This is a genomic window from Exiguobacterium sp. s56 (genome assembly GCF_018618255.1).
GTDB classification, from domain to species: Bacteria; Bacillota; Bacilli; order Exiguobacteriales; family Exiguobacteriaceae; genus Exiguobacterium; species Exiguobacterium chiriqhucha.
On record NZ_JACSLR010000001.1, the window covers coordinates 378,738 to 394,775 of the forward strand.

A 16,038-nucleotide genomic window follows, 5' to 3' on the forward strand; every position below is an offset into this window, starting at 1 on the left:
CCTGAAACCAGGTCCTCCCTCTCTTTATTTATATTGTGACACCGTTGCGCTCCCGAAGCGTCTCGGCGATCGCTTGGCCATGGAAACGTCCGTTCTCGATAAAAATCTTATTGGCATCATTTCCGGCAGCGACGACACCGGCGATGAACAAGCCGTCGACGTTCGTCTCGAACGTCGATTCGTCGAATGCCGGCACACCGGTCTCTTCATCGACTTGGACCCCGGCATCGGCGAACAGCCCATGGTCGGGCAAGTAGCCCGTCATGGCGAGGACGTGGTCGGTCTCGAGTCGATGTTCTTCACCATGCTGACGATAGACGACATGATGCGGTTCGATCCGAACGATCTCCGCTTCGAGCTCGAGTCGCACCTTGTCGTGACGGACGAGCGAGTCGAACGTCGGCAGTACCCACGGTTTGACGGACGGACTGTAACCGTCCCCGCGATAGAGCACCGTGACATGGGCGCCGGCCTTCTCAAGCTCGATGGCCGCGTCGACGGCGGAGTTTTTCCCGCCGATGACCGTGACGCGCTGCCGATAGAACGGATGCGCCTCTTTGAAGTAATGGGCGACGTGGGGAAGCTCTTCACCAGGCACGTCAAGTCGACGAGGGCGTCCGTAGTAGCCGGTCGCCAAGATGACGTAGTCGGCCTGACGCTCTTTGGCACCGTCCCGGTCGTGTCGGGACCGAACGACGAAACCGTCTTCGGTCCGCTCGACCGCTTCGACCGTCTCGAACGGATGGACATCGAGCCCGGTCCGGCTGACGACTTCCCGATAATAGACGAGTGCGTCTTGACGTCGTGGTTTCAAATCTTTACAGATGAACGGGATATCCCCGATTTCAAGCAAACTAGCAGACGAGAAGAACGTCTGATGGGTCGGATACCGATAGATGGCATCGACGATATTGCCGCGCTCGATAATCGTGCACGAGATGCCGATGCGTTCCAATTCAATCGCAGCCGACAGCCCACATGGTCCGGCGCCGACGACGATAGCGTGTTTATTCAATGAAATCACCTCATCCCTCATTGTATGGAAGGACGAAACGGTTGGCAAGTCGCCAACTCATTGTTGGAAACTAAAGCTGTGCTCCATGACCGCTTGCGACGACCCAGACTCGAGTTCGACGAGGAGACGCAGTCTCGCTTTTTGTGAGTTCAACCCGTTCGAGAAGATGATGCCCATCTCTTTGAGCTGCTGGCCACCGCCGACGTAACCGTACACGTCTTGCACGATCCCGTTGAAGCAACGGCTGACGATGACGACCGGCATGCGTTCGACGAGCAGTTCGAGCGCCGGAACGATTGACGGCGGGACGTTACCTTGACCGAGCACCTCGAGGACGAGCCCGTCATAACCGAGCGCGAGTACCGCCTCAATCAAATCTGGGTCCATCCCGGCAACGACTTTCAGCACCGCGACCCGTTTCGTGATCGTCGAAATCATCTTCGGTTGCTTCGTCGTCGGCTGACTATAGATGAGGACATGGTCTTTCGTCACCATGCCGACGTTTCCGAAGTGGACCGATTTGAACGTGTCGACCGAGGACGTATGCGTCTTCGTGACGTTGAAGGCGGAATGAATCTCACCGTTGAAGACGACGAGCACGCCTTTGCCTCGCGCGACATCACTTTGGGCGACCCGAAGCGCCGTGATGAGATTGAATTCGCCGTCGGAGCCGACCTCGTTCGACGAGCGCATCGCCCCCGTCAAGACGATCGGAACCGGGGCGCCGAGCGTGATTTGTAAGAAATACGCCGTCTCTTCGAGCGTATCGGTCCCGTGGGTGATGACGACCCCGTCATATGTATCTTGCGTCAACTGTTGATTGATGAATTGGGCGAGATCGAGCATTTTTTCAGGCGTCATATGCGGGGACGGGATATTTGAAAAGTGCTTCGTCGTGATGTTGGCGATATCCGTCGCTTTCGGCAACGTCGCATCAATTGGATTGACCTCGCTCGGCATGACATGTCCCGACCCCGATTGGGACATGGCGATTGTGCCGCCGGTGTGGATGAGTAATAAATGATTCATAACAGACCTCCAACTTTTTTGTTCGTTTCTTCCAATTTCTAGGCGTGACCTACTTTTTCTTTCCTCTATTTCAGTGTATGCTTAACGTGAGAAAGGAGAGATGCATCATGATTGCAATCGCCTTGTCTGCGGTTGCGCCAGGGTTCGCCCTTCTTTCCTACTTCTATCTCCGGCATGAACTAGAAGCGGAACCGCTCGGCTATGTGATCCGGTCGTTCGTCGCCGGGGCCATTCTCGTCTTTCCGATCATGTTCGTCCAGTATGCGTTCGTGGAAGAAGGGGTGCTCGTGGGCCCGTTTTGGAAGGCGTTCGTGGCCACCGCGCTATTAGAAGAGTTTTTTAAGTGGTTCATGATTTATTATACAATATACATACATAAAGTCTTTGATGATTACTACGACGGGATTCTCTATGCGGTCGCCTGTTCACTCGGCTTTGCCACGTTAGAGAATTTTCTATATTTATGGGTGTACGACTCAATCGAAATCGCGATCTGGCGCGCCGTGCTGCCGGTGAGCGGCCACGCGCTGTTCGCCGTCGTCATGGGGTTTTGTCTCGGCCGGGCCAAACATTCCAACCACGAGCGGTTTTGGTTGTTCACCGCCGTCATGGCGGCCACGCTGTTGCATGGGATGTTCGACTATATCTTGCTCGTCGAACCGATGAACAAAGTTCCGGCTGTCGTCTATATCGTCGTCTTATGGATGGTCGCCTTATTGCTCGTCCGTACCGCCAATCGTTCCAATCATCGCCAATATAAATAGAATAAAGGGGAATCGTTTCATGTTAAAAGTAGGTCAAGAGTTACGGGTGGAAGTCGAAGGGAGAAAAGAAGGAAAGACGAAGATCGCAGCTATTAACGATCAAGTCGTCTGGATCGAGTCCCCGAGTGAAACGGATACGTTAAAGACGTTCTTCTTGCACGAAGACGAATCGATGCGTGTCTATTTCTTCAAAGGAGAAGAGCAACTGTACGCCTTTGATACCGTTGTGTCGAGACGCGTGAGCGATGCGCAGTTGACGCTTCGCTATGCGTTCCCAGTGCCGGATGAGAAGAAAATCAAACGAGTCCAGCGCCGTGAATATTTACGGGTGCCAGAGATGATTCACGTGACCGTGTCTGCGGAAGACGGCCAAGCGTTCCCATCGTTCGAGTCGACATCACTCGACGTCTCGGCCGGGGGCATGCGCATCATCGCCAATCGAGCCCCGGTCGCTGTCGACGAGGCGATGATCGTCTCGTTCCATATCAATGACGACCGAGGTATTCCGCAAACGTTCCGCGTCAAGAGCCGCCTCGTCCGCATCCATGAACAGACGGCCAAACAAGAGTTGTCGCTTTGCTTTGAAGAGTTATCACACCGGGACCAGGAGACGATTTTACGTTATTGCTTCCGAGCCCAGCTCGAAGCGAGAAAACGGACCGGCTCCGTATTTTCTTCACGCTAAAAAACTGGTATGATGTTCTCGGAACAAATGACCGAGAGGAGGCGGGTATCGGGATGAGCCGATACCCAATTTTTATGAATAAACCATTACAAATCGCATTAGATGGGCCGGCCGGGGCCGGCAAGAGCACGATCGCGAAAACGCTCGCTAAAAAACTAGGGTACGTCTATATCGATACGGGTGCGATTTATCGCGCCGTCACGTATCGCGCGCTTCAAGACGGCGTCGGTCTCGAAGACGGTCCGATGCTCGCTGAGATGATCGACAAGATGGATTTACGTCTCGTCCCGTCCGAAAACGGTCAACGCGTGTACGATGGCACGGAAGAAGTGACCGATGTCATCCGGACGAGCGAAGTGACGAACAACGTCAGCTTCGTCGCACGCCAGCCGGAAGTACGGGCTGCCCTTATGGATTTACAGCGTGACCTCGCCAGTAAAGGCGGAATCGTCATGGACGGCCGCGATATCGGCACGCACGTCTTACCAGGCGCCGACTTGAAAGTGTTCATGACGGCGACGGTCGAAGAACGGGCCCGCCGCCGCCACGAAGAGAACGTATCGAAAGGATTGCCGAGCGACCTCGAACAATTACAGCTCGAGATCGCCTTGCGCGACAAACGCGATTCCGAGCGTGAGGTCGCCCCGCTTCGTCAGGCCGACGATGCGCATTATCTCGATACGACCGAGCTGTCGATTGACGGCGTCGTCGAGGCAATCGAGCACTTGATGAAGCAGGTGATTGAACGATGAAACCGCTCAACAATGGACCGTTCGGCATGTATCGTCTTGCGGTAGGTGTCGTCAATATCATCCGCAGATTGAGCTTCCGCGTCGAGTATATCGGGCGCGATAACGTCCCACTCGACGGTTCGATGATCGTCTGTTCGAACCATCAATCGAACTGGGACCCGGTCATGCTCGCCGGGGCGATGCCGAAACAGCGTCAGCTTCGTTTCTTCGCGAAAAAAGAGTTGTTCGACGTGCCGGTATTGAAACACATTTTGAATCGGGCTGGACAGATTCCTGTGTCACGCGGGGAAGGAGACCGACAAGCACTCCGGGTCGTCTTGCAAAAGTTGAAGGAAGACGAGGTCATCTCGATTTTCCCGGAAGGAACGCGGTCAAAAGACGGTACGCTCGGCAAAGCCCAAGCAGGCGTCGGGTTCTTCGCGCTCCGTTCGGAAGCGTCGGTACTTCCGGTGGCGATTATCGGGACGTATAAGTTCCGCTCGAAGCTGAAGGTCGTCATCGGCCAACCGATCGACATGAGCGGCTTGAAAGCGGACAAGGCGAGCGCCCAAATCGCGGCCGACTTGATTATGACGACAATCGGTGACTTGTACATGCAGCATTCACGGAACGTTCGTTAATTTCAGGTTTAATCTCGCGCTAGGAGAGGAACTAACCTGATAACACCTTGACAAATCTTTCGAATTATAAGAAGTTTATACTAGGTGTAAGCGCCTTAGGGCGCTCCTTTTTGTACTCATCGTGAGGGGGTAGTGTTGGAATGGTCGAAGAAATGAAAGATATGCCTGATTTTGAAATCAATCGAGGTCAAATTGTGACCGGTACTGTTGTCAAAATCGAGGACAAGCAAGCGTTGATCGATATCGGTTATAAAACCGAGGCAATTTTACCAATCAGCGAAGTATCAAGCATGCATTTAGACGATTTAAACGAATCACTCCATGTTAACGACGAAATCCGTGTCAAAGTGAAAAAGGTCACGGACGAAGAGGTGGTCGTTTCGAAGAAAGACGTTGATGCCGAGGCAGCTTGGGATCAAATCGTCGAGAAATTCGAATCCGGCGAAGTATTCGAAGTCATGGTAAAAGACAAGGTCAAAGGTGGACTTGTCGTTGACATCGGTATCCGTGGATTTATCCCGGCTTCGCTCGTAGAGAACCATTTCGTCGAAGACTTCTCATCCTACTTGAATAAACCAATTACGGTTAAAGTCGTCGAGATTGACCGCGAGAAAAATCGCGTCATCTTGTCGCATAAAGCGGTTGCCGAAGCGGAAATGAGCGCCAAGAAAGCGGAGACGCTCGAATCGCTTGAAGTCGGTCAAATCATCGAAGGGACGGTTCAACGTCTCACAGATTTCGGTGCGTTTGTCGATATCGGCGGTGTCGATGGCCTCGTCCACATTTCGGAAATGGCGCATAGCCGGGTTGAGAAACCGAGCGATGTTGTGACTGAAGGAGATAAAGTCAAAGTGAAAGTGCTTGGACTTGACCTCGACAACGAGAAAGTGAAGTTGTCGATTAAAGAGACGCAGCCTGGACCGTGGGAATCGGTAGAAGGTAAAATTCAGCCAGGTGACGTGATTGAAGGGAAAGTCAAACGTCTCGTCACGTTCGGTGCGTTCGTCGAAGTCGCACCACAAGTTGAAGGTTTGCTCCATATCTCGCAAATTGCGAACCGACACATCGCGACACCATCTGAAGTCTTGTCAGAAGGCCAAGAAGTAACCGTCAAAGTACTCGACGTCCATCTTGACGAGAAGAAAATCTCGTTGTCGATGCGTGCGCTCGAGTCGAGCGATTCATCACGTGGCGACGCGGATCAATCGTTGCTTGACGAGTATAGCGACCAAGGAGGTTTCTCTGTCTCTGAATTGACAGGTGACGAGGCCTCGGACGATTCTAAATAAGACGATCGTTCAAGCGGGAGCCAGACTCCCGCTTCTTTTTGTATGGTCACAGAAATTCGCCTGTGATATGATAGTACAGTTGCAATTAGAAACGATAGACTTATTGAATGAAAGTTAGAGAGGTGTTTATATGGGAATTCCAGCAGTGGCCATCGTAGGCCGCCCGAATATTGGGAAATCCACGATTTTTAACCGGATTATCGGAGATCGCGTGTCGATCGTCGATGATAAGCCCGGTGTAACACGCGACCGCATTTATGGGACGGGTGAGTGGTTGAACCGTAAGTTTCATTTAATCGACACAGGTGGAATCGAGGTCGGTGATGAGCCACTCCTCGTGCAAATGCGGCATCAGGCCGAGCTTGCGATCGATGAGGCGGACGTCATTGTCTTCATGGTGAACGGACGCGAAGGCATTACAGCAGCAGACGAAGAAGTGGCGAACTTGTTGTTCCGTTCGAACAAACCGGTCGTCCTCGCCGTCAACAAAGTCGACAACTTCGAGATGCGCGAACTCATGTATGAGTTCTATTCACTCGGATTCGGCGATCCGTTCCCGATTTCAGGGACGCACGGTCTCGGTCTCGGGGACTTGCTCGACAAAGTGCTCGACATGGCTCCAGACAAAGACGACTATGAGTACAATGAAGAAGTCATCCAGTTCTCGCTCATCGGACGTCCGAACGTTGGGAAATCGAGCTTGACGAACGCGATTCTCGGTGAAGAACGCGTCATCGTCTCGGACATCGCGGGGACGACTCGTGATGCCATCGATACACCGTTCACACGGGATGGGCAAGAATACGTCATCATCGATACGGCAGGGATGCGCAAGCGTGGGAAAGTGTATGAATCTACCGAGCGCTACAGCGTCATGCGTGCCCAAAAAGCGATTGAACGCTCGAACGTCGTTCTCGTCGTCATCGACGGTGAAGAAGGCATCATCGAGCAAGACAAACGTGTTGCCGGACTCGCCCACGAAGCGGGGAAAGCCATCGTTCTCGTCGTCAACAAATGGGACGCCGTCGACAAAGACGATAAAACGATGAAGAAAATGGAAGAGAAGATTCGTAAAGAATTCTTGTTCCTTGACTATGCACCGATCGTCTTCTTGTCGGCGCTCACGTCGAAACGATTGCAGACACTTCTGCCGGTCGTCAAAGAAGTGGCTGATTCACATCGCCGTCGCATCTCGACGAGCGTCTTGAACGACGTCATCGTCGACGCAGTCGCGATGAACCCGACACCGACGGACAAAGGACAACGACTCAAGATCAACTACGCGACGCAAGTGGCCATCGAGCCGCCGACGTTCGTGTTGTTCGTCAACGATCCAGAGTTGCTTCACTTCTCATACAAACGTTATCTAGATAACCAGATTCGCCGCGCATTTGACTTTACTGGTACACCGATTCATATCGTGGCTCGTCAGAAAAACTAGTAATGGGGGTGCCTCCTATGGCAAAAGTAGCTGTCATCGGCGCAGGGAGCTGGGGAACGGCGATATCGCTCGTCCTCGCTGACAACGGACATGATGTTCTACTATATGGACGTGAGGAAGACCACGTTCATGAAATCAACACGGCCCACACGAACGCGACCTATTTGAAAGACGCACCGTTGCCGACTTCGATTCGGGCGACGACAGACTTGGCGGAAGCGGTCAAAGATCGTTCCATCGTATTCCTCGTCGTCCCGAGTTCGGCGATTCGTCCGGTGTCGCGTGAGTTGAACGCGCTCCTTACGAAACCGGCGGTCATCGTGCATGCCGCCAAAGGAATCGAACCGAAGACGCATAAACGTCTGTCGGAGATTATCGCCGAAGAAATCGACCCGTCGAAACGTCGGGCCATCGGTGTCTTGACGGGACCGACGCATGCCGAGGAAGTGGCCGTCCGTAAATTGACGACCATCACAATCGCTTGCGAGGACTTGGACGTGGCCGATGAGATTCAAGAGTTGCTCACGAACGATCAGTTCCGGGTCTATTTGAATTCGGACGTCATCGGGGCGGAGTACGGGGGCGCACTTAAAAACATCATCGCGCTCGCCGCAGGAATGACGGATGGGCTCGGCTATGGCGATAACGCCAAAGCGGCCCTCATGACACGCGGGATCGTCGAGATCGCCCGGCTCGGGGTCAAACTCGGTGCCAACCCGGCGTCGTTCTCCGGCTTGACGGGAATCGGCGATTTGATTGTCACGGCCACGTCTCAGCATAGCCGTAACTGGCGAGCCGGGAACGCGATCGGTCGCGGCGAGAAGCTCGGGGATGTACTCGGTCAAATGGGCATGGTCGTGGAAGGAGTGCGTGCCTGTGAGGCGGCGCATACGCTCGCTCGGGAAGCCGGTGTCGAGATGCCGATCACAGAGGCCCTCTACAACGTGTTATTCGAAGGTAAGAGCCCACACGATGAAGTACAAAAGTTAATGAGACGCCCGCAGAAGCATGAAATGGAAGAAGTGTTCCATTTCGAAGGCGACGTAGAGCAAAGGGACTGACGTTTTCGTTCAGTTCCTTTGTTTTTTTTGCTACACTAATGTACGGAGCTAGATTTAAAGAGAAAGTCGAGGGGATAGACGTGACACCGTCACTGATCAAGATGTGGATTTCATTTGCGGGCATCGGGGCGTTTGCCATCGCCGCGCTCATGGTGGCAGTCAGCCATACGAAACTAACGGGATGGTTCGCGGCACTCGTCCGCGTCATCGCATTCGTCATATTTTTATTTGGGACGATCATCATGATTTATGTGGTCGCTTCAGGACCGACAGGAGGATAAGACGTGAAACGGATTTTTTTGGTCGCGAGTCTATTGGCGGCGACCGTGCTCAGTGGATGTATGTTCCCAGATTCGAACCGGGTCGATAACGTCCCGTATGAAGACCAACTGAAGTCGGTACAGACGGCCGTCGACTCGTTCAAGGAGACGACCGGGGTGTTGCCGATTAAAACAAGGCCGGCCGAGACGCCACTCATGGAACGTTATCCGATCGAGTTCGCCCGGCTCGTCCCCGGTTATTTAGCCGACCCGCCGGCAAACAGCTTCGAAGGAGGCGGTCTGTTCTTGTACGTCCTCGTGGACGCCGAGACGGAGCCGAAGGTCAAACTCATTGATTTACGTGTGTCAGAAAGCTTGCAACAGTTACAGACGAATATTAACGCGTTCCGGGCCAAAGAAGGCAAGTTCCCGTTTGACGGGTCGCTCGGAAAGAATCAATTCACGATTGATTATGATCTCGTCTTCGTCTCTGAAGAGCCAAGTATCCCAAGTCCGTACACGGAAAACGAGTTGCCGATCTATGTCGACGGGACCGGACAATTATTTGTCGACTACCGTGCCGACTTGGAAGCCGCCCTCGAGAACACGGATGTAGAGCCAAAAGTCGGTGAGGACATTCGGTATTTGCTCTATAATGACTCCCCATTCGCTCCGGCTTATTCGCAAGGGTACACGATTAATGAACAAGGTGAAGTCGAGTTTTTAAACAACTGATTGACTGAGCGGGTCGAATATAGGCCGATTGCTTAAAAAATGTTGTCATATCAACGTTTGTACGATATGATTAATCCCGTAAACTCTCAGTGAGAGGAGGTGAATCGTGATGAACAAAACTGAATTGATCCAAGCAGTTGCGGAGAAAGCAAATGTTTCGAAAAAAGAAGCTACACAAGTTGTAGAAGCTACTTTCGAATCTATCACTGAAGCACTCCAAAACGGTGATAAAATTCAATTGATCGGTTTTGGTACTTTTGAAGTTCGTGAGCGCGCTGCCCGTAAAGGTCGCAACCCACGTACGAAAGAAGATATCGAAATCCCGGCAAGCAAAGTTCCTGCCTTCAAAGCAGGTAAAGCGCTTAAAGATGCGGTCAAATAATGGGCAATACATAAGTCGCCGAAAGGCGGCTTTTTTTGTGTCGGAAAGCGAGTTCACATGGCGTGAATGTGACAAAAATGTGCTATACTATGTCAGAATGACAACGAAGAGGACGAGGGGGGATAGCATGGAACAGATGACATACGAAACCGTTGTCACCGACCTTGCTCGTCAAATCGAAGAACGCATGAACCATCCGTATTTGACGAGACACGAGATTGTACCCGTAGTCGACATGCCTTTACTTCGTTGGATGGTCGAGATGATTGAAATCGAATCGAATCAACAACGTCAGCTCGTGCTTGCGACGTATTTTGCACATCAAGCACTTGAACTGCACGATCAAGTAAAGGAGTGCCCGAACGGCTCGCTCGAGCGGCAACTCAAAGTGCTCGCCGGCGATTTCGCCTCGGCTCAATTTTATAAAATATTGGCACTGTTTCCTGCCGACTATAGCAATCGCTTCGGTCGGTCGGTCCAGCTTGTCAATGGGGCGAAATGTACGCTCGCGCTTGATGCGGACGTATCCGTCACGACTTGGATGGAAGCGAACTTCGGATTGATTAAAACGTTTTCTGAGGTGATAGGTCGGTCCTACTTGACCACATACGGAAAAACGATCATCGAACGAAAGGCGACAGTACTGCGCCAAGATCAACGAGAACAGCTAACGACGCTCCTGGCGCACGCTGTCGCTTAGAACGGAAAGGATGTTACGTATTGCAACCGAAAGAAAAAGAGCAAAAAGTATATGACGTGTTTCAATCAATCTCACCGAGCTACGATACGATGAACTCGATCATCAGTTTCCGTTTGCATAAATGGTGGCGCAAAGCGACGATGCGTCGCATGCAAGTGTTCCCGGGCGCAAAATGTCTCGACGTCTGCTGCGGGACGGCCGACTGGACGATTCAACTCGCCGAGGCGGCTGGTAATACCGGTGTCGTCAAAGGTCTTGATTTTTCCGAGAATATGCTCGCGGTCGGCCAAGAGAAAGTGGCCGATTATCCGACGATCGAACTCATCCATGGTAACGCGATGGCATTGCCGTTCGGGGATCACTCATTCGACTACGTGACAATCGGCTTCGGCCTTCGCAACGTACCGGATTACATGACGGTGCTCCGTGAACTGCACCGGGTCTTGAAACCGGGCGGGACGGTCGTCTGTCTCGAGACGAGCCAACCGACAGCACCGCTGTTCAGCGAACTGTATCGCTTCTATTTCGGCTCGGTCATGCCGTTATTCGGGAAAGTGTTCGCCGGCTCATACGATCAATACAAATGGCTCCAAGAGTCGACCGACCAATTCCCGGACCGGTTGACGCTAAAACGCATGTTCGAGACGGCAGGCTTCGAACAAGTCGAAGTGAAGGCGTTCTCCGGCGGTGCGTGTGCCATGCACCTAGGAAAGAAGTGGTGACCGATGTCTTTGAAGCGACTTTATCGCCACATGAACCGAGAGATTGAGCAGATCGATCGCTTCTTGTCGACGCGGGTCCATACGGATCACCCGGTCATCGAGGCGGCCTCGAAGCAACTGCTTGATGCGGGCGGGAAGCGGATCCGTCCGGCGTTCGTATTGCTGAGCGCTGGTTTCGGGCAAGCGAAAGACATCCGCTTGACGAAAGTGGCGGCGAGTCTTGAACTGATTCATATGGCCTCGCTCGTCCATGATGACGTCATCGATGACGCCACACTTCGCCGGGGCAAACCGACCGTCATGGAACGTTACGATGAGCAGGTCGCGATGTATACAGGGAATACGTTGTTCGGCGAAGCGATTCGACTCGTCTCTGAGGTCGACTCGCCGCGCGTGATGGAAATCATGGCAGACACGATGGAACTGATTTGTATCGGTGAAATCAATCAAATCCAAGACCAATACGACTGGGGCCAGTCCCCGAAACGATATCTCGATCGGATTGCCCGAAAGACGGCGCTCTTGATTGAGACGAGTTGTGCGACCGGGGCCGTCGTCTCAGGGGCGTCACCCGAAGTCGTCAAACAGCTGCGGCTGTTCGGCTATGACATCGGGATGGCGTTCCAAATGACGGATGATTTGCTCGATTTCACCGCGAAAAGTTTTCAGCTTGGAAAGCCGGTCGGAGAAGATTTGAAACACGGCCATAAAACGTTGCCGCTCTTCTATTCAGCGGAAGACCCTGAATTCTTTGGTCGGTTGCAGCAAGTCAACCAGTCGTCCGATTACGCGACGACCCATACGCTCGTTCGTGAAGTGCAGCGCAACGGGACGCTCGAGCGAAGCCAACGAACAATCGACCGGTACGTGAACCGGGCGATTCAACGTCTCGATGGCTTGCCGGACGTACCGGATAAGCGCTCGCTCATTGAAATCGCCGAGTATATCGGGAAACGAAAATGGTAACAACCACCTTGTAAACCCTTTCAATAATCAAGATGACCGTGTAAACTAATAAAGTACATGGTACACATATTGATTTAGGGGGATTAGGGGAATGGAAAAAACATTTTTAATGGTAAAACCGGATGGAGTGAAACGCGGTCTGATTGGGGAAATCATCTCGCGCTTCGAAACGAAAGGATATACGTTGAACCGTCTTGAGCTATTGACGCCATCGGTTGAAGTCGCACAATCGCATTATGCGGAACATAAGGAAAAGCCGTTCTTTGGAGAGCTTGTCGAATTCTTAACGTCTGGTCCTGTTGTAGCGATGGAGTGGGAAGGCGAAAATATCGTCGCCGTCTCTCGATTGATGATCGGGAAGACGAACCCGTTGGACGCACAACCTGGAACAATTCGTGGCGATTTGGCCTCGACGATGTCACAAAACGTCATCCATGGTTCAGATAGCGTGGAGAGCGCAGAGCGTGAATTGTCACTCTGGTTCGCCACTGAAGCATCACACGTTTGATGACGATAAAAGGGACGGGGGCCTCCTGTCCCTTTTTATATTGGGATTAAAGCGCTTTCGCTTGTTTTGGCACGACATGATCTAGGAGAAGAGAAAGAATTGAGGTTGGAACTGGTGATAAATGATTATGCCATCTTCGTAAAAAAGTTTTATATGAAGTCGGGGATTGACTTAAACCTATACAAAGAAGCCCAGATGAAGCGACGTATGATTGCACTTCGCGAGAAGAAAGGGTATGCCACGTTTATCGAATACTTCAAAGCGATGGAGTCGGACCGGGGCTTATACGATGAATTTTTAGATCGCATGACCATCAACGTGAGTGAATTTTACCGGAACCCGGTCCGTTGGCAGCAACTAGAGACGGACATTTTGCCGGAACTCATCCGTAAGAGCCAGGGCAAGTTGCGCGTCTGGAGCGCAGCGTGCTCGACGGGTGAAGAACCGTATTCGTTGGCGATGCTGTTATCGAAACATTTGTCACCCGCACAGTTCACAATCACGGCGACGGACCTAGATGACGTGGTGATCGAAAAAGCGAAACAAGGCAAGTATCATGAGCGTGCGCTCGTCGACTTGCCATCAGAGTTTCGGCAGCGTTACTTCACCCGCCGTGGAGATGACTATTACATCACAGAGGACATCAAAAAATTAGTGACGTTCAAAAAACATAATCTGCTGGCCGACGTGTATGAACGGAATTTTGATTTAATCGTCTGTCGTAACGTCTTGATTTATTTCACCGAGGAAGCGAAAGAGAAAGTTTATACATCGTTCCACCGATCGCTCCGACCAGGCGGTGTCCTCTTCGTCGGAGGGACCGAGCAGATCTTTCAACCGAAGCGATACGGCTACAAGATGAAGCAGAGCTTCTTCTACGAAAAATTTGAAGAATGAGGTGGCAGCTATGCGTTATTTGACGGCAGGAGAATCGCACGGGCCTGGACTTTCAATCATCATCGAGGGTGTACCGGCCGGGCTTGAGGTCGATGTGCAAGCCATCAATGCGGAACTCGCGAAACGGCAGTCCGGCTACGGCCGCGGCCGCCGCATGCAAATTGAATCAGACCGAATCGAGGTGAGGGCCGGTATTCGTCACGGGGTGACGACAGGGGCCCCTATTTCGTTCTGGATCGAGAACAAGGACCATACTCATTGGCGGAACGTCATGCAGGCCGAACCGATCGATGCGGACGTGGAAATCAAACGCCGCGTCGTCCGCCCGCGACCAGGACATGCGGACCTCGTCGGCGGCTTGAAATACGACCATCGTGACCTGCGAGACGTCCTCGAACGCTCGAGCGCACGTGAGACGGCCGCCCGGGTCGCCGTCGGCGCCCTGAGCAAACAACTGCTCGCTGCTGTCGGGATGTCGCTCGTCAGCTATGTCAAAGTGATTGGCGGGGTCGAGGCCGATGCCTCATACGAGTCGCTCGACACATTGCGCGCCACGATCGAGGCGTCACCGGTCCGGACGATGGATGAGACGGCAGGCCAGGCGATGATGCATCGAATCGATGAGGCGAAAGCCGCCGGTGACTCGCTCGGAGGTGTCGTCTGTACGGAAGTGCATGGTGTCATCCCGGGGCTCGGATCGTACGTCCAATATGACCGGAAACTCGATGCGGTCATCGCTCGCGCCGTCATGAGTGTCAACGCCATCAAAGGCGTCGCGTTCGGTGATGGGTTCGAGATGGCGTATCGACCAGGGTCGGAAGTGATGGACCCGATCGCTTATGGTCCCGACGGCTATACACGCCTGAGCAATCATCTCGGCGGTTTCGAAGGTGGGATGACGACTGGGATGCCGATTGTCTGTACCGCAGTGATGAAACCGATTCCGACACTTTACAAGCCGCTCCAATCCGTTGATGTCGATACGAAACAACCGTTCCTCGCCCAAATCGAGCGAAGTGACGCCTGTGCCGTCCCGGCCGCATCGCTCGTCGTCGAGGCCGTCGTCGCGTTTGAGCTCGCCCGTGAGTTATGCGAGACGTTCGGACATGATACGGTCGGGCGCATCCAAGCGCGCGTCGACGCGTACCGCGAGGAGATTCGCACGTGGTGACGATTCGCGTGAACGCCTCGACTCCATATGACGTCACAATTGAACGAGGGGACGCCTGGCTCGACCGCGTCCCTTACTTCTCGTGCTCGACCGTGTGGGTCATCACGGACGAGACGGTAGATCGCCTGCACGGGAAGGCGTTTCGGACTCGTCTCGAGGCAAGCGCGCGTCCAATCGTCTGGTCGGTCGTCCGTCCGGGCGACGCATCGAAATCGCTCGCGACGATCGAACGTCTCGTCGCGGACGGGTTGACGTCTGGCTGTGACCGGGACACGCTCGTCGTCGCCTTTGGCGGCGGCATGATTGGCGACTTGGCCGGCTTTTTGGCGAGTGTTTATATGCGTGGCCTGCATTACATACAAGTGCCGACGACAGTTCTCGCCCACGATTCAGCCGTCGGCGGAAAAGTCGCGGTCAACCATCCGCTCGCCAAAAATGCGATCGGTGCCTTTTATCAGCCAGCGGGCGTCCACTATAACGTCGACCGTCTCGAGACGTTGACGGACCGAGACATACTGAGTGGGCTCGGCGAGTTAATTAAACATGCCTACTTGTCACGATACGTCCTCGGGCACTCGTTCGAGACCGAGCTGTTCACCGCCTTGGCGCAAGGACCGCTCGATTGGGAGGCGTGGCTCGCGCGTGGGATTGAAGTGAAACGACAGGTCGTCGAGACCGATGAACGGGAACACGGCGTAAGGACTTGGCTGAACTTTGGTCATACGTTCGGCCATGCGTTGGAGTCGGTCGAGGCGTACCGATTAGCGCATGGGGAGGCCATCCTATACGGAATGGTGTACGCCTTCCTTGTCGCCGGAGACGTCTCACGCGCGGAAACGCTCGCCGGATACGTGAAACAGCAAGCAATCACGCCGGTCGTCTGGCAGCCATTCGAGGCGTATCTCGAGGTGATGGGCCACGATAAAAAGAATCGAACTGGACAGATTCGCTTCGTACTGCTCGGTGAAGAAGTGACCGTGACGAGCGTCACGGCCGAACGGCTCGTCGAAGCGTATAATCAGTTGAAAGGGTGGTTTTAAG

The 16,038-nt window shown here is 53.2% G+C and carries 19 protein-coding genes; 17 read left to right on the top strand and 2 right to left on the bottom strand.

Annotated features, from left to right (window positions below; all coding sequences use genetic code 11):
- Nucleotides 1-28 precede the first annotated feature (28 nt).
- Nucleotides 29-1,036, bottom strand: coding sequence for a YpdA family putative bacillithiol disulfide reductase (locus tag KNP71_RS01950; RefSeq protein WP_214755946.1), 1,008 nt, complete (start codon nucleotides 1,034-1,036; stop codon nucleotides 29-31).
- A gap of 36 nt (nucleotides 1,037-1,072) precedes the next feature.
- Entirely contained in the window at nucleotides 1,073-2,044 is a 972-nt protein-coding gene (locus KNP71_RS01955) for an asparaginase (RefSeq protein WP_214713773.1), read from the bottom strand.
- A gap of 107 nt (nucleotides 2,045-2,151) precedes the next feature.
- On the opposite strand from KNP71_RS01955, the gene prsW reads away from it, so the two are divergent.
- The 17 genes from prsW to KNP71_RS02040 all read left to right on the top strand — a co-directional run bounded on the left by prsW (nucleotide 2,152) and on the right by KNP71_RS02040 (nucleotide 16,037).
- The gene (gene prsW / locus KNP71_RS01960; protein WP_021067187.1) at nucleotides 2,152-2,808 is read left to right on the top strand and encodes a glutamic-type intramembrane protease PrsW; all 657 of its coding nucleotides are present in this window, start codon (nucleotides 2,152-2,154) and stop codon (nucleotides 2,806-2,808) included.
- Between the two features lie 19 nt (nucleotides 2,809-2,827).
- Complete coding sequence (locus tag KNP71_RS01965) at nucleotides 2,828-3,493, top strand: flagellar brake protein (protein ID WP_029595669.1); 666 nt, start codon at nucleotides 2,828-2,830, stop codon at nucleotides 3,491-3,493.
- Between the two features lie 74 nt (nucleotides 3,494-3,567).
- Nucleotides 3,568-4,245, top strand: coding sequence for a (d)CMP kinase (gene cmk, locus KNP71_RS01970; protein WP_021067189.1), 678 nt, complete (start codon nucleotides 3,568-3,570; stop codon nucleotides 4,243-4,245).
- Nucleotides 4,242-4,865 carry a lysophospholipid acyltransferase family protein gene (locus KNP71_RS01975; RefSeq protein WP_214826975.1) on the top strand — a complete coding sequence of 208 codons (624 nt, stop codon included), beginning with the start codon at nucleotides 4,242-4,244 and terminating at the stop codon, nucleotides 4,863-4,865. Before cmk ends, KNP71_RS01975 begins: the two co-directional genes overlap by 4 nt.
- 140 nt (nucleotides 4,866-5,005) lie before the next feature.
- Nucleotides 5,006-6,154 carry a 30S ribosomal protein S1 gene (rpsA, locus tag KNP71_RS01980; protein ID WP_021067191.1) on the top strand — a complete coding sequence of 383 codons (1,149 nt, stop codon included), beginning with the start codon at nucleotides 5,006-5,008 and terminating at the stop codon, nucleotides 6,152-6,154.
- 130 nt (nucleotides 6,155-6,284) lie between these two features.
- Complete coding sequence (der, locus tag KNP71_RS01985) at nucleotides 6,285-7,595, top strand: ribosome biogenesis GTPase Der (protein ID WP_021067192.1); 1,311 nt, start codon at nucleotides 6,285-6,287, stop codon at nucleotides 7,593-7,595.
- Between the two features lie 17 nt (nucleotides 7,596-7,612).
- Nucleotides 7,613-8,656: an NAD(P)H-dependent glycerol-3-phosphate dehydrogenase gene (locus KNP71_RS01990; RefSeq protein WP_214755820.1), complete on the top strand. Its 1,044-nt coding sequence runs from the start codon at nucleotides 7,613-7,615 to the stop codon at nucleotides 8,654-8,656.
- An 80-nt stretch (nucleotides 8,657-8,736) separates the two neighbouring features.
- A complete protein-coding gene (locus KNP71_RS01995) occupies nucleotides 8,737-8,937 on the top strand; it encodes a DUF2768 family protein (protein ID WP_021067194.1) in 201 nt (66 codons plus the stop codon).
- 3 nt (nucleotides 8,938-8,940) lie between these two features.
- Entirely contained in the window at nucleotides 8,941-9,651 is a 711-nt protein-coding gene (locus KNP71_RS02000) for a hypothetical protein (RefSeq protein ID WP_021067195.1), read from the top strand.
- A gap of 109 nt (nucleotides 9,652-9,760) precedes the next feature.
- Nucleotides 9,761-10,033, top strand: coding sequence for an HU family DNA-binding protein (locus KNP71_RS02005; protein WP_021067196.1), 273 nt, complete (start codon nucleotides 9,761-9,763; stop codon nucleotides 10,031-10,033).
- A 127-nt stretch (nucleotides 10,034-10,160) separates the two neighbouring features.
- Nucleotides 10,161-10,733, top strand: a complete 573-nt coding sequence (locus KNP71_RS02010) for a heptaprenyl diphosphate synthase component 1 (RefSeq protein ID WP_029595665.1) — start codon at nucleotides 10,161-10,163, stop codon at nucleotides 10,731-10,733.
- A 20-nt stretch (nucleotides 10,734-10,753) separates the two neighbouring features.
- Nucleotides 10,754-11,455, top strand: coding sequence for a demethylmenaquinone methyltransferase (locus KNP71_RS02015; RefSeq protein WP_021067198.1), 702 nt, complete (start codon nucleotides 10,754-10,756; stop codon nucleotides 11,453-11,455).
- Between the two features lie 3 nt (nucleotides 11,456-11,458).
- Nucleotides 11,459-12,421 carry a polyprenyl synthetase family protein gene (locus tag KNP71_RS02020; RefSeq protein ID WP_214826970.1) on the top strand — a complete coding sequence of 321 codons (963 nt, stop codon included), beginning with the start codon at nucleotides 11,459-11,461 and terminating at the stop codon, nucleotides 12,419-12,421.
- A 91-nt stretch (nucleotides 12,422-12,512) separates the two neighbouring features.
- Complete coding sequence (gene ndk / locus KNP71_RS02025; RefSeq protein ID WP_021067200.1) at nucleotides 12,513-12,929, top strand: nucleoside-diphosphate kinase; 417 nt, start codon at nucleotides 12,513-12,515, stop codon at nucleotides 12,927-12,929.
- A 117-nt stretch (nucleotides 12,930-13,046) separates the two neighbouring features.
- A complete protein-coding gene (locus tag KNP71_RS02030) occupies nucleotides 13,047-13,826 on the top strand; it encodes a CheR family methyltransferase (protein WP_029595663.1) in 780 nt (259 codons plus the stop codon).
- 10 nt (nucleotides 13,827-13,836) lie between these two features.
- Nucleotides 13,837-14,997 carry a chorismate synthase gene (gene aroC / locus KNP71_RS02035; protein WP_214826967.1) on the top strand — a complete coding sequence of 387 codons (1,161 nt, stop codon included), beginning with the start codon at nucleotides 13,837-13,839 and terminating at the stop codon, nucleotides 14,995-14,997.
- Nucleotides 14,991-16,037 (top strand): 3-dehydroquinate synthase, encoded by a 1,047-nt coding sequence (locus KNP71_RS02040; RefSeq protein WP_214826964.1) that lies wholly within the window; start codon nucleotides 14,991-14,993, stop codon nucleotides 16,035-16,037. Before aroC ends, KNP71_RS02040 begins: the two co-directional genes overlap by 7 nt.
- Nucleotide 16,038 lies beyond the last annotated feature (1 nt).